Below are 14196 nucleotides of genomic sequence, written 5' to 3' on the forward strand. Positions count from 1 at the left end.
TCCTTTTTGCACGGAAAGAGCATCCACGCCGACCGGTGTTTTAGGAGTAAAATCGTTTGCAGCAATATCGGCTGACCAAAGCTCGACCGATTTGTGCTGGATGGCTACCCGTACACCGTCGGCGGCTGTGTACGACTGGGCCTCGGGGCTGTTGTCCCGGACAAGCGATACCGGTGCGGCAATGCTTACGGTTCCATCAAAGGGTGCCACCCAAACTTTTACCACATCGTGTAAGGGGTTGTCGTCAATGGCTTTTTCCAATGCCTGCGGATCGTTTTCCACCAGGGCCGCATCAATTGCGGAAGCTGCCTTGAGAGGGCTTGGCGTATCGCCGCTTGACGTGGTAAAGACCGGGTTTCCATTGTTGTCAATATGGTTGAAATACACCGTACCGTCCTTCACGATATCCACCAATTGGTCGCCATTTACGTCGGACAGATAAACAGAGGTTATGTCTTCCGTATGGGTATAGTCAAAGCCCGCATAAACCACAAAATTGGACTCCAGTCCAACGCTGACGGCAAAGCTTTCACCGCGGTTAAAATTGTCAATCCCGGTTATGTTTTGGATCGGCCCGAAAGCAACATTGTTATCCTTCGCCGATTGATTTGCCCGGTAAAATAATTGTCCGCCTTTTTTATACACCTTATCAACCAGGCCGTCTCCATTAATGTCAACCAGCGCCAGCATGCCTTCGTTGGTGGAAAAGTTGAATCCAAATGTGACACCTGCGGTATTTGTTTTGAGTGCCAGGTCGTCATCGTCGGGACCGATGGTAACGGCCACACCAAAACCGCCGCCAATGGACTTGTTTCCGCCAAGTGCGGAAGCATTGTCATTAAAAGCCGGTATCGGATTTAAAAACGAACCCTTCACCTGGTCGTCCTGCGGGTTCCATTCTTCTGGTCCGGATAGCGGCTGGTAAACACCACCCGCTCCCTGGATATCATTGTAATACTCGAGAGAATGCGTGGTAAACAGTGCACCGGCAGCGTCAAACTCCCTGATGTTTTGCAAGAGTGTCTTGTAAAAGGCACCCTCCGCATAATTCAGTTCATAAGACCGTATGTTCTGTCCGTTGAACTGAACTGCAATTTTCCTGAGTCTATCTGCGGTGACCTGCTTGAATCCTAGCTTTGCACTGATGGTTACATCTTTCCTTTTTTCTTCCCCCAATTCCCGGTCGCGGGTAAAAACAACGCTGTATTTACCTTCCGTGTTTCCGTTGCCGGTGTAGCTGATAGAAGCCAGGTAAAGGTTAGATCCAGGGCTTCCTCCTGCAGTTCCGGCATCCAGCACTTTACTATACCGGTACCGGATGAAATTCTCATTAAGGTCTCTTGCTTCGGTTAACGCCCAATAAGCGATATTGCCGCTTGCGTCGGTCAGGATGGCTGTTGCATCAATACCGTTACCGGGATTGCCTCCAAAAAACCGGCGGGTTCCGTTTTTTTCTGTTACCTCCCACCAATAGTTTTTGGGATTATCGCCATGCCTGATAATCTTTTGAAAGTCTTTCTCTACCCTGGTATGAAATTGTTTATCACCTGTTCGGACAACCGGGTCCGAGCGGTGAGCCACAGGATTCAGCTGCTCGCCGTCGGCGATATAGGTTTCCGTTTCCAAAGTTGGGTTATACCTCGGTACGCCCCAGCGGGTTTCGATAGATACAGCCGGTGTAGCCAGGTCCCAGCCAAGGCCCAGCCAATTATTTTCACCCTCACTGTTGTATTGAATGGCCAATTGTGGCTCCATCCCATTTCTGCCGGCAGGCAATTTAATCGGGTATGCCAGCGCTGCACTTCCGGTTTGGTTTGCCGTGGGTGGCGCAATGAGTACAATTTCTGAGGTGGACCCAGCCATTGCAATGCCGGACATCGCGTTTGGTGTATAGGCTTCGGTTTCCGGCGACTCGGGAACTTCGAGAACCGCGTTAATCATGTCGGTAAAATGCGTTGTTGTAGAAATAATTTTTTTGTTGACGACATCTACCGAATCCCTGCGAAGCGGTAACCACTGATTCGCTTTCGTATCAAAGTAAAAAGTAACCACATCATTCGCCGTATATCCCTTCGGTATCTTGGTTTCATCGTACGCCATGCCAAGCAAAACAGCCTTGGCAAACCGGTTGCCGTGAGGTAAAAAACGAAAACCACGATACCCCTTTGTTACATTGACCATGCCCTGGTTGAGTGCCGGGATATCTACATTCCGAAGCGCAGAAATCGAAACAACACGCGGTGTTGGCATGGCGCCTTCAGGGATATGAAGCATTGCACCTGCCAGGCTGATCTCAGCGGATTTGGCACCGACCCACTTTGCTGCCTTGGGTCGTTCGATATCCGGACCGGTATAAATAAAACCGGTAGAAGTTTCCGGTTTAAACGAAAGGCCTTTTGTGATAGCAGTCCCCTGCATGAATCCGTCAGCAACGGGTGCATCCAAGGAATTAGCAGTTAGACTTTGTTTATTCGCTTTACCAGCAAATGCACCTCCATTGACACGGACAGGTCTTTCGTTCCTATCTGCGTTTGATTTGACAGTTTCCCTTTCGCGGACAAGGTCTTTGCGATTATCCCGGTTCGTAGTGTGGTTGAATGTTCCAGGCACATTGGCCATGAATGCGTATTTCGAATTTGCGGAAACGGAGGCGACTGTTTCCCTAGAATCGTTATCACCGGGACGCCGTACGGTCGGTCCGTTTGCAAAACCGGCAAGGCCTCTCGTTAAATCCGCCGGATAAAAACCTGTGTTGACAGATTGCCGGGGATCATCAAAAAAAGAATGTGGGGCCGGTGCATCTGCAAAGCCTGATGCGCATAAAGAAACAACAAGAAATGCAGGCAGGCGAAGCGGAAAATATTTCATCATGCATGATTTGAGGGGCCTGGAACAGGCCATTACAAAATGATTCTATTGCCGGATAATGATCTGGGAGAATTCTTTACCTGGCGTAAACACCCTGACGATATATGCGCCTGCGGCTGCATTGATCTTTCCGGGCAGTAGGTAAAACGCCTGGCCTGTCGCTTTTTTGGTATCTATCAGGTGAAGAGCAGCGTCGTAAACCTGGACGGTTATGTCGGTTGGTTTGTTTAGTGCAACAGCAATCGTATAATGACCGTCTCTGACGGGATTTGGATATACATGAAAGTTGAAAAGATTGGCAGCGTCCGCGTTTGCAGGATTACCAGCCGACAGCGTCGTCTTCAGACCAAAACTGAACACGCTTTTTCCAATGCCATCTTTATTCCAATGCACATTGCTGAAGCGGGCAACTCCTTCGGAAGAAATATTGTCCGGCGAAATGTAGGTACAATTTTCCCTGACAAAATCACCGGACCCTGTACGATCAATAACTAAATAAAAATTCTCTTTCGGATACCATGCAGGCAGGAATGACCTGGTATCGATTTGCAATTCAGTGGAGATGGCGCCGGCTGTTTTTCCTGAACTTTTCATCAACCATTTCTTTTCAGAAAGCAGGACATCACCGATTCCCCGGTCCGCGTTCAGGGACAGTGTAAAAGGCCGGGCATTGTCGCCCCAGAGCAAATAATCCCTGTCGTTAAGCCGGCCTGTGTTGGCGCCATTGGAAGGGGCAATATTATCAATGCCAATGGTCAGGCCATCCGTTGTGGTGCAACTGGTGCCCTGTTTTTGATAAAGCGTTGCGTGGTCGTCCCGTCCAATGCCGGCAATATTGTTCGAATAAAGTTTTTCCTGTTCCCTGTTCCAGATAATTTCGCCCAGGCTATTGAGATAATTTTTTTCCAGTGTGATGCCATACTTAACGGCCAAATAGGATTCTACCCTCGCGATCTCTTTCTCTTTCAAAATCGTTTCATACACGATCAATTCAGCAGTTAAGGAAGGGACAGGATCCGGTTGCGGAGAAGATCCCTGTTTGCCGAACTGGATAACAGTATTTTTATTTCCTGTGTTTTCAGACGCAGGCTCTGAACCATGCCTTCGTAAATACGTAGAAATGACGGCTTCGCCTTTTTTTGCTTTGGAAGAAGCGGCTGCTGTTTTTCCAAAAACCATGTTCGTCTTCCCGCTCTTGCTGGACAGCTGCCGTGTAGAAAGTAACAGATCCCCGAAGCCTCCGTTTATCTGCCACACCGGTCGGTCCTGGTCCGGCGCAGGGCTCTGGTACACCGTAAAAATGGTGGCCCTTCTTAGGTCTTTGCTATCGCCGGGCAGGTTGATAGTAGTGTTAATCCCGTCCATATTTGTCGCCGGATTGAAGTTCAGGGTCCGCGTTTGCGCCGCATCGGAGGAAAAGTTTCCTTTCAGCCAAAGGGACTGCCGACCTACACCGCCTGGTGACTGGGCATAAAGGCAGCCAGATGATAGGAGAAGGCCGCAGACCAATGCGTGTCTGGAGAGTTTCCTGTACATGCTTTTCTTTTTAAAAGATGAACAGTCATCGTAAGGCGGAGCCGAGAGATCATCACAAGGTGGGACAGAATAAACAGGTGCCTTTATGCATCTGCATCAACAAGTACTACCATACCAGGTTACTATCCTGATTTTCTTTCGCATAACGAAATGATAAATGAAAAGAAACCGCTGGTAAAACGATCTGGTGTAAGGGATGTCGTGTCGTGGATTCAAGGAGGTGGATAAGTAGGTCGTCTTTGAAAAAAACTATCTAACTGTGTATTAAAGCTACCTGTATCTCGGAACTAAAACAATTTATTTTCCGCCAACGAAGGTACTGAAAGTAACAATGCCTGTAAACGATGTTGATAAGGCGTTGAGCTTTTGGTTTTTACTGAAAAAAAATGCAGGCAAAAATTTTACAATACGCACCGTTGCATCACCATGCCGGAAATCGTTGTGTTCTTAAATGCAAATCAGGGTAAGTTCATCGTGCGATTTTTGGCCTACGGATATAGCCGGATGCCTTTCACCTATCAGCTCAGCGAAAGGTCGAATAAATTCGTCAACTCTTTCCCCTACCCTTTTAGTACCATTGGCAAATCGGGCAATTCGGCCACCGATCTGTCGCACTACATAAATGAACGTTTTTCTCAAGTTTTATGAAAAATAACCCCGGTCCACTGGCAGGCGTGGTCCATTCAACCAGGGTAGCTATAAGGAAGGCACGTCGCTGTGGCAGTCAATGCCTATGTGGTTGGTCTCACCGGTGAGGTTTTGACGATTGACAACGTTTCGGGTCCGCCATTCGGCATATAACCGGACATTCACCTGTCATAATGGTGCGATACTTAACTATGCTCTCGTAAACCGCCCTTACATTGGTCTTTTTGTGCGTTTGGCCTTTTGGCTTAACGGATATATTCAACGGTCAATACGGCCAGGTGGAGACAACAGAGCAGGTATTGAGCACTTTGTTAGAAGACATAATCATGTTTTGTCAGAAAACGTAAATTATTGCATCTGCCTCTACGACCGTTTTCAAGGCGTGTTCGATAATTGTCTTTTGCAGGCCATCAAGTTCCACCTATCGTAACCTATAAAACGGGATCAGGCTATCGATCTCCGGGGAATCGATAGCCTGATCCTGCCCTTACAGCAAGGAAGGTTTGAAAGGAGATTCCGGGTTTTAGAAACCGTTAGCCCTTTAACACCAGATAAAGTACGGCGGCAAGGGCAGCGCCAATGAAAGGACCGACAACCGGCACCCAGGCGTATTTCCAGTCGCTGTGTCCTTTGTCTTTCATCGGCAGCAAGGCATGTGCAATGCGTGGACCAAAATCGCGGGCCGGGTTGATGGCATAACCCGTTGTTCCGCCCAGGGAAAGCCCAATGGCCCACACCAGAAACGCAACCGGCAAGGCACCCAACGAACCCAGCCCGATCGGTGTTTTCTGGTCTCCCATTTCTGGATTGGTGAAATAAAAAATCACGAAGATCAACACGAAGGTTCCAACGATCTCGCTTAGCAAATTGAACACCGCATTTTTGATCGCTGGACCGGTGCTGAAAACCGCCAACTGTGTGTCGGGATCGGCGGTACTGTTAAAGTGGTCACGATACACAATCCACATGATAAAGGCGCCCAATACAGAGCCGATCACCTGCGCCAGGATATAATATCCCACTTTGCTCCAGGCAAATTTGCCGGCAATTGCCAGGGCCAGAGTAACCGCCGGATTCAAATGCGCCCCGCTGAAGGGACCGGCAATCACCACGCCGACAAACACCGCCAGCGCCCAGCCGGTGGTGATGACCATCCAGCCGCCATTGAAACCCTTGGTGCCTTTTAAAATTGTATTGGCAACGACGCCTGTACCCAGGAGAATCAGGAACATAGTGCCGATAAGTTCAGCCGAAAATTCACTCATACGTTTTGGTTTATTTTTTCTGAAGAATGCTTAGAGTTCTGCCCACAGTTTAGCAGCTTTTACCGCTCTATTCCACCCGGCGATCAGGTCTTCTGTATTGATTTTGGCGGGATGAAACGACTGGTTCACTTTCCACTGCTGTTCAATTTCTTCAATGTTTTTCCAAAAGCCAACGGCCAGCCCGGCCAGGTAAGCAGCCCCCATTGCCGTGGTTTCTGTAATTTCAGGACGCACCACTTTGGCCTGTAAAATATCAGCCTGGATCTGCATGAGCAGGTTATCCACCGTGGCACCTCCATCCACTCGCAGTTCCCTGATTTCAGAGCCGGAATCGGCTTCCATCGCTTTCAACACTTCCATGGTTTGAAACGCGATGCTTTCCAGCGCAGCACGGGCAAGATGCGCAGCGGTTGTTCCGCGGGTCATTCCCACCACTGTCCCTCTTGCGTGTTGGTTCCAGTGCGGTGCACCCAACCCGGCAAATGCCGGCACCAGAAACACACCGCCATTGTCTTCAACTTCAGCCGCCAGCTTTTCTACGCCGGCCGAAGTATCAATGATTCCCAAACCATCCCGCAGCCACTGCACCACGGCGCCACCGATAAAAATGCTTCCTTCCAGTGCATAGGTTACGTCGTTGCCAATCTTCCAGGCAACCGTCGTTACCAGTTTATTTTTCGAAAGCATAGGCTTGTCGCCAATGTTCATCAGCATAAAACACCCGGTACCGTAGGTATTTTTCACCATGCCCGGTTGCCGGCACATTTGCCCGAACAAAGCTGCCTGCTGGTCGCCTGCAATACCGGCTATTGGAATACGGGAGGCAAAAAGCTGCCCACTGGTTTGGCCGTAGACTTCACTGGACGATTTCACCTGCGGCAGCATACTTTCCGGAACAGCAAACAACTGCAGCAGTTCTTTATCCCACTCCAGCGAATGAATATTGAACAACATCGTTCGCGAAGCATTGGTGACATCGGTGATGTGCACGGCGCCACCCGTTAAGTTCCACACCAGCCACGAGTCGACGGTTCCGAATGCCAGCTTGCCGGCATCGGCTTTTTCCCGTGCGCCTTCTACATTGTCAAGGATCCATTTGATCTTGGTCGCAGAGAAATAGGCATCAATGATCAGCCCTGTTTTTTCCCGGATGGTTTCTGCGTATCCTTTTTCTTTCAGCTCATCACAATAGCCCGCCGTTCGCCGGTCCTGCCACACAATGGCGTGGTAAAGCGGCTTGCCGGTTTCCCTGTCCCACACCACGGTGGTTTCCCGCTGGTTGGTAATGCCGATGGCCGCTATGTTTTCAGGCCGCTGACCAGCTTTCACCACCGCTTCCGTGGCCACTGAAATTTGCGACGACCAAATCTCGTTGGCATCGTGCTCCACCCAGCCGGGCTGCGGAAAGATTTGCGTAAATTCTTTTTGTGCAACAGAAACATTGTTGCCGCTTTGATCAAAGACAATGGCCCGTGAGCTGGTGGTGCCCTGGTCGAATGCTAAAATGTAAGTGGTCATGCAATCGTTTTTAATTTTCTTCTACGCCCATTCAAGCAAGTGAATATAAGGCAGAATTAAGCATGCCGGGCATGCTGAATGATTAAAAGCATTCCCTCTCTCCCCTTCTGAAAGCGCCTATCTTTTACAGCGTAGGCGCTTAACTTTTCTTCATCAGTCCTATTTCAAAACGCAGGCAAGGCCGCAGATTGCTTGAGAGGGAATTTATTCAAAAGAAACTATTTCGCATGTTGAAACAAGTCGGGATAATCGGGAATAATTCCATCGACACCCATGGCTTTTAATCGCTTGATTCCTTCCTGCGAATTAACTGTCCAGGGAACAACCTGCAACTTCTTCCAGCAGCGCATACAGTTCGTCGCGGTTCTTGGTTCCGCTGTGCACGGGAGATCAGAAAGCCGATGGCAATCAGTGCAGCATTATCAGCAAGAGGATGACCGGGCGGATACTTCCAGTAAACCAAACTGCGATTGTTCCCAGGACCATGTAAATGATATTGGCAGGAGCACGGCGGCCTCTGAAAGTTTTATCACTCAGCCAACCGGAGAGCAAGGTTTCGGGAATGCCGGCCCATTCTTATAAGAAATAAGCCTATCCCCTTTCTTTCAAAGAACAGCCCTTGGCTTCTTTTAGATTGATGGAAGCCCAACCCAGCACGCCGCAGTTTGCTTTCTCGCTGAATTAATTCTGTTTCAAAATATATTGTTCGGCAAGATGGGTGTATTGTGCCACCTGCTCGCTGATCCACTCCTCATCTTTACCGAGGCAATCGGCCATGATGCGGGCCACGTCCGTGCAGATGCGAATGCTTTCTTTTGCATTCAACAGCAGGGCTCTTGTTCTCCTCGACAACACATCTTCCACGCTTCTTGCCATTTCCTGTTCCACCGCCCATTTCACCTGCATGGGATGAATTTTCAAACTTTCACTGATCCACTGGTTGGCACTGCCATTGATCTGCTGTCGGAGCAAGGCGGCATCGCTGCCATATACGTAAAAGGGATCGCTCCAATTCACCTGCTCCGTATAGCCGTGAATGTGCAGGGAAGCGGTGGTGGTTTTCCGGTGCTGCCAGTGCAGGTGCTTTTCCACTTTGTCAACCATGTCCTCTCCCATTTTGCGGTAGGTGGTCCACTTGCCGCCAAGAATGGTAAAGAGGTTGGAAGGCGAAACCAGGATCTTATGGCTGCGGGAAATTTCTTTTGTTTTCTGCTCGCCCTGTTTGGGTGCCGCCAGGGGCCGCAAGCCGGCAAACACGCTGAGCACATCGCTGCGGGTAGGCTTTTGGGTCAGGTAGGCGGAGGCGGTTTCCAGAATAAAGCGGACCTCTTTTTCAAGCGCCTGCGGTTCCAGCGAGGCTTCTTCCACCGGTGTATCGGTGGTGCCCAGCACCACTTTATCGTGCCAGGGCACAGCAAACAAGACCCGGCCATCGCTGGTCTCGGGAATCATCAGTGCATGTTCTGAAGGAAAGAACGCTTTTTCCAGCACCAGGTGAACACCCTGGCTGACGCAAATACTTTTCGGGCTGGCCGGATTATCCATTCCCAGAATACCATCCACAAAAACACCGGTGGCATTGATAACGGCTTTGGCTTTCACGCCATAGGTCACCTTTTTTTCACCGTCTTCCAAAATCGCCCCTTCCACTTTTTGCTGGCTGTTTTTCTGCAGGCCAGTGACTTTCATGTAATTGATGGCACAGCCACCGTTCTCCAGGATGCTTTGTACCAGGTTGATGGCGAGGCGGGAATCATCAAACTGCCCGTCGTGGTACATCACGCCGCCAAGCAATCCTTTTGCTTTAACACCTGGCAGGGCCTCCAGGGTTTTTTTGCGGGAAATAAAGACCGAAGAACCCAGTGTCAGCTTGCCCGAGATCCAGTCGTAGATCTTCAGGCCGAGGGTGTATTTCAGGCGGTCCCAGTAATGATAAACCGGGATGATGAACGTTTGGTTTTTGACCAGGTGCGGCGCATTCCGGCACAGCAAGCCCCGTTCGATGCTGGCTTCCCGCACCAGTTTCACATCGCCCTGCGCCAGGTAACGAACACCGCCGTGTACCAGTTTGGTGCTGCGGCTGGACGTTCCTTTGGCAAAGTCGGCCTGCTCCACCAGCAAGGTTTTGTAACCACGCGCCACAGCATCCATGGCCACGCCCAGCCCCGTGGCGCCACCGCCAATCACCAGGAGATCCCAGGTGATGGAGGGATCGGCAATTCGCTTTACCTGCATGTCACGGTCAACAATCGTTTGGCTTGAACCTTTCATCACAACGGTTTCAAAATGTTTCTAATTGTCGCCAATTGCAACAATTCGAAAGTAATAATAACAAACAAAATTTAAAACCGAAATATTTCAGAACAATTTTCTAACAAAACGGAAAAACCGGAAGCTGGCAGACACAGCGGTTTGGTATCCCCAAAACTCCGCGCTAATTTGCCCTGCAAAGAAACTTCATGAGCAGTGTTACCGACCGGCACCAGCATATTCTAAGCAAGCTTAAAAAGGAAGGAAGTGTAAAAGTTATCGATCTCTGTAGCGAATTGAACGTTTCTTCAGTAACCATTCGAAAGGACCTGAAACTACTGGAAGACAAAGAACTGCTTTTTCGCACCCACGGCGGCGGCACCTTTACCAACCCCTACACGGTTGACCGCCCGGTGAAGGAAAAAGCCATGATTCGTTCCGGTGAAAAATCCGGGATTGGTGCTGCAGCCGCAAAACTGATCGAGCCGAACGACTGCATCCTGATCGCTTCCGGCACCACGGTTTTATCACTGGCGAAAAATATTCAGCCCATCGGCAACCTTACGGTGATCACGGCCGCTCTGAACGTTGCCATGGAACTGGCGCACCTCCCTGAAATCGAGGTCATTCAATTGCCGGGGATTATCCGGAGAACATCGTCGTCCGTAACTGGCACTTATGCCGAAAAAATGCTGGAAGATTTTTCCTGCAGCAAATTGTTCCTGGGTGTGGATGGCATAGATGTAGAGTTTGGACTGACCACTACCAGCATGATGGAGGCCCAGTTGAACAAGAAAATGATCGCTGCTTCGCAGAAGACTATTGTGCTGGCGGATTCCAGCAAGTTTGGCAAACGGGGTTTTGGACGAATTTGCGGACTGGAAGACATTGAACAGGTGATCACCGACAGCAACATATCCGAACACATGGTGGAAACGCTGAAAGGAACAGGCATTGAAGTCACCATCGTGTAACTGTCAATGACTGAATCTCATTTGTCATACAGAACATTCATCCGGCTCAACGATTGTACGATTCAATTTTCCCAAACAACCATACCCGGAACATTCACTACTTGCAAGTGCAGGCTGGCGGTGTTTGACAAGGAACGAAAACAACAAAGCCTGCAAACCGTTAGAACTGCAGGCTTTTGACGTCGTTTGACTTTCGGTTGGGCGAAGAGAGAGGGAACTGCCCCCCTACTCCACCAATATGGAAGTCAATAGTTTATAAACGTCGCCCTTTGCTTACTCACGAATGACCCACTACTATCTCATTCGCTACAAATCGCCCAGTAAAGAGATTGAATAAACTTTTACCGACCCTGTTTCCTGGACATTTATGGACCCAAATGTCTCCATTGTCAATAGGCATCTTCGAGAATCGGAGGTCGAAGCACTTGATTCCGTCATTGATGCAAGCCTATCGACCTATAACAAGAGAGCCAAAGTTTCAAGTCCCACCGGATCCACGCAAATTGTTTCAAAATCAGTCAATCACTTGCAATCAATTGTAATAGCAAAGGGTTTTCTTTTTCATACCACATAACTCCCTCGATTTTCGTCAGTTTTTGAGTCGCCCCTTTTTCACCTCGGCAAATCGTATTTGCTTCATGGATAACAGTTTTGAATCTTCGTAGAAAATTTCAATCCTAAACTATCCGAGATTTAGGTGGTACTTACAATGGCTATTAAAGATGAAAAAAACCAGATTTCTCATATAAAGATGTTACTTGCATTTGACGCAGCTCTTGAAACGGGCCAAAACAAACCAAAACATAAGTCGTTCCCCGGTTTGTCACCTCTTTGGTTTTTCCAGGTGTAAGTAGCAGAAGAGAAATTAATTTTCTTCTATCGCAGGAATTCAGACTGGATCACCACGCAATTTTGCAAATTTTGACAGCCTTGACCGTCAAAACTTTTTCTGTTTTTGTCAATATTGTTCAAGCTTTTCACGAAACTGGAATGATGTCCGACTGTTTATAAAACGTCCGTTGGAGAAACGGTTCTCTTTTCGACAACGCTTTTATATTTTGCAAGATCGATTTCGTTTTCACTTTTGGCGATTACAACCGTTGCAATGGTATTCCCCATAAAATTGATGAGAGCCCTGCCTTCACTCATAAACCGGTCGACACCGATGAGCAAAGCCAGGCCTTCCAGCGGAATCACTTTTAACGCAGTAAGCGTGGATGCCAGCACAATGAATCCGCTGCCGGTTACGCCTGCTGCACCCTTACTGGTTAACAACAAAATCCCGATGACAGTGAGCTGCTGCCCAAGCGAGAGATCGATTCCAAACACCTGGGCCAGAAAAATCACGCTCATGCTCAAATAAATCGTTGTGCCATCCAGGTTAAAGCTGTAGCCGATGGGGACCACCAACCCAACGACCTCCTTTTCGCAACCGGCAGCAGCAAGTTTTTGCATTACGGAAGGCAATACGGCCTCACTGCTGCTGGCACCTAGGACGATCAGGATTTCCTCTTTTACATAAACAAGGAGTTTCCATAAGTTTATCCCATAGTATCGGCAAATAAGGTGCAATACCACGAAAACAAATAAAAGGCTGGTCAGATAAAACGTTAGCAAAAGCTTTCCCAATACAATCAACGTTGAAAAACCAAATTTGCCAATGGTATACGCCATTCCTCCGAAAGCACCCAGCGGGCTAAGGCGCATGATCATCTTTAGTATATTGAACAAGACTTTATTGATCTTATCAAAATTACGTAGCAGGCTCCCTCCCCCTGTGCCCATCCACTTTAGGCCTATGCCAAATAAGATACTGAAGAAGAGCACTTGCAGAATATCGCCCTTGGCAAATGCATCAACGATATTCGGCGGCACGATATGAGAGAAAAACTCACCCCAGTTGACCGCTGCAGCCTGTCGTGAAATCTCCAGGACCTGCGCATTTGTGCTGCTGGGCACCGCAATACCGGTTCCGGGTTTTATAACATTGGCCGTAACCAGCCCAATGACCAGGGCTAGGGTGGTAACGACCTCGAAGTAAATCAGCGCCTTCACACCGACACGGCCCACTTTTTTCATATCGCTGGCACCGGCGATCCCCGAAACGATGGTAAAGAAAATGACAGGCGCAATCACCATCCGGATCATATTGATAAAGGTGTCGCTCACCAACTTCGCGGTCGGTGCGAAACCTGGAAACTGCCATCCCACCAACAGCCCTGCCAGGATGCCAATCAGGACCTGTATGTAAAGAATCTTGAAGTATTTCATATGCCGGTATGCACAAATGTTTGATGGCAGCAAGTATAGTGCTTTAATTTCATTTGCATCCCCACCTGCCATACTGGAAAGTTCCGCCGACTCTTTGGCAAATCAGAGAAAAATGACGAATTGGGGTCTATGCTCCGCCAGAATACCACCCGCCATCGTTGTTGTAAGCTCTACCGGCAGGTGTTTCAAAGCATTTTTGCATTGGTATTTTGCAAGGCATGTGACCAACGACAACCATCACGCTTTCTTTCCTGCGCCACTCCGCTTAGTTTACAAAATTGAGCGACGGCCCTTCAACTTGTCCAAGTGTTGAATTGTGAAATGTTGTTGGCAAAAGATGCGCACAACCTCGCCTATAAAAACCAGATTACAGCTGGAAATATTGATACCGGGATTTACTGTTGCAGGAAAAATAGAAGTTTTAACTGAGGTAGTTTGAGTGGACCATGTAATGCAACTGGTAGACAGGCACAGCCAGCCTGTTTACTGCAATTGATAGAAGGCATTTACTTCTAATACGTGTCTACCTTACTGCCTATTACCTAAATAGAAGCCGATTGCTGTTGACGCAGTTTCAAATCAAACCAAAATGAGTCGAAACGTGACCACTTCACCGATTTGTTTTTGAAATGTAAATCGCTGAAGAATAATAAACCTTTTCAACCGTTCGAACCTGGCTAAAATAGTGGCTCCAATTTAGCAGCCTTTCACCCTATTCGGCGACTTCCTTTTCGCCGAATGCTTTTAGTGCGGATCCCAGCTCATCCATCATTGTGGTGTTGCCCACGTACAGAACGGAACGTTGATGAATGCTCTCCGGAATGATACCAAGAATATCCTGCTCACCGTCTATTGCCTTGCCGCCG

The 14196-nt window shown here is 48.6% G+C and carries 8 protein-coding genes and 1 pseudogene; 1 reads left to right on the forward strand and 8 read right to left on the reverse strand.

Annotated features, from left to right (window positions below; all coding sequences use genetic code 11):
- Window positions 1–1293 precede the first annotated feature (1293 nt).
- From D6024_RS27665 to D6024_RS25145, 6 genes and pseudogenes are all read right to left on the reverse strand, one after another.
- Window positions 1294–2901 (reverse strand): annotated as a pseudogene (locus D6024_RS27665) (SpvB/TcaC N-terminal domain-containing protein); the annotation flags it as partial.
- A 12-nt stretch (window positions 2902–2913) separates the two neighbouring features.
- The gene (locus D6024_RS25115) at window positions 2914–4404 is read right to left on the reverse strand and encodes a T9SS type A sorting domain-containing protein (RefSeq protein ID WP_121357583.1); all 1491 of its coding nucleotides are present in this window, start codon (window positions 4402–4404) and stop codon (window positions 2914–2916) included.
- Between the two features lie 1181 nt (window positions 4405–5585).
- Window positions 5586–6317, reverse strand: a complete 732-nt coding sequence (locus tag D6024_RS25125; RefSeq protein WP_121357585.1) for an MIP/aquaporin family protein — start codon at window positions 6315–6317, stop codon at window positions 5586–5588.
- 30 nt (window positions 6318–6347) lie between these two features.
- Complete coding sequence (gene glpK / locus D6024_RS25130) at window positions 6348–7835, reverse strand: glycerol kinase GlpK (protein ID WP_121357586.1); 1488 nt, start codon at window positions 7833–7835, stop codon at window positions 6348–6350.
- Window positions 7836–8053: 218 nt separating this feature from the next.
- The gene (locus D6024_RS25135) at window positions 8054–8185 is read right to left on the reverse strand and encodes a glycerophosphodiester phosphodiesterase family protein (protein WP_121357587.1); all 132 of its coding nucleotides are present in this window, start codon (window positions 8183–8185) and stop codon (window positions 8054–8056) included.
- Between the two features lie 331 nt (window positions 8186–8516).
- Window positions 8517–10106, reverse strand: coding sequence for a glycerol-3-phosphate dehydrogenase/oxidase (locus D6024_RS25145; protein WP_121357588.1), 1590 nt, complete (start codon window positions 10104–10106; stop codon window positions 8517–8519).
- A 188-nt stretch (window positions 10107–10294) separates the two neighbouring features.
- Between D6024_RS25145 and D6024_RS25150 the strand changes: the two genes are divergently transcribed.
- Entirely contained in the window at window positions 10295–11059 is a 765-nt protein-coding gene (locus tag D6024_RS25150; protein WP_121357589.1) for a DeoR/GlpR family DNA-binding transcription regulator, read from the forward strand.
- Window positions 11060–12064: 1005 nt separating this feature from the next.
- Here the strand turns inward: D6024_RS25150 and dctA are convergent.
- Both dctA and D6024_RS27670 read right to left on the reverse strand, forming a co-directional pair.
- Entirely contained in the window at window positions 12065–13330 is a 1266-nt protein-coding gene (gene dctA, locus D6024_RS25155) for a C4-dicarboxylate transporter DctA (RefSeq protein ID WP_121357590.1), read from the reverse strand.
- Window positions 13331–14042: 712 nt separating this feature from the next.
- Window positions 14043–14183 (reverse strand): hypothetical protein, encoded by a 141-nt coding sequence (locus D6024_RS27670; protein WP_394338479.1) that lies wholly within the window; start codon window positions 14181–14183, stop codon window positions 14043–14045.
- Window positions 14184–14196: the final 13 nt, after the last annotated feature.

This window comes from Flavisolibacter nicotianae (assembly GCF_003628535.1).
Taxonomy (GTDB): domain Bacteria; phylum Bacteroidota; class Bacteroidia; order Chitinophagales; family Chitinophagaceae; genus Flavisolibacter; species Flavisolibacter nicotianae.

Excerpts from the sequence above, each read along its gene's own strand:
- D6024_RS25115 (WP_121357583.1), bottom strand. The coding sequence starts at position 4,404 with ATGTACAGGAAACTCTCCAGACACGCATTGGTCTGCGGCCTTCTCCTA.
- D6024_RS25125 (WP_121357585.1), bottom strand. The coding sequence starts at position 6,317 with ATGAGTGAATTTTCGGCTGAACTTATCGGCACTATGTTCCTGATTCTC.
- glpK (WP_121357586.1), bottom strand. The coding sequence starts at position 7,835 with ATGACCACTTACATTTTAGCATTCGACCAGGGCACCACCAGCTCACGG.
- D6024_RS25135 (WP_121357587.1), bottom strand. The coding sequence starts at position 8,185 with ATGCGCTGCTGGAAGAAGTTGCAGGTTGTTCCCTGGACAGTTAATTCG.
- D6024_RS25145 (WP_121357588.1), bottom strand. The coding sequence starts at position 10,106 with ATGAAAGGTTCAAGCCAAACGATTGTTGACCGTGACATGCAGGTAAAG.
- D6024_RS25150 (WP_121357589.1), top strand. The coding sequence starts at position 10,295 with ATGAGCAGTGTTACCGACCGGCACCAGCATATTCTAAGCAAGCTTAAA.
- dctA (WP_121357590.1), bottom strand. The coding sequence starts at position 13,330 with ATGAAATACTTCAAGATTCTTTACATACAGGTCCTGATTGGCATCCTG.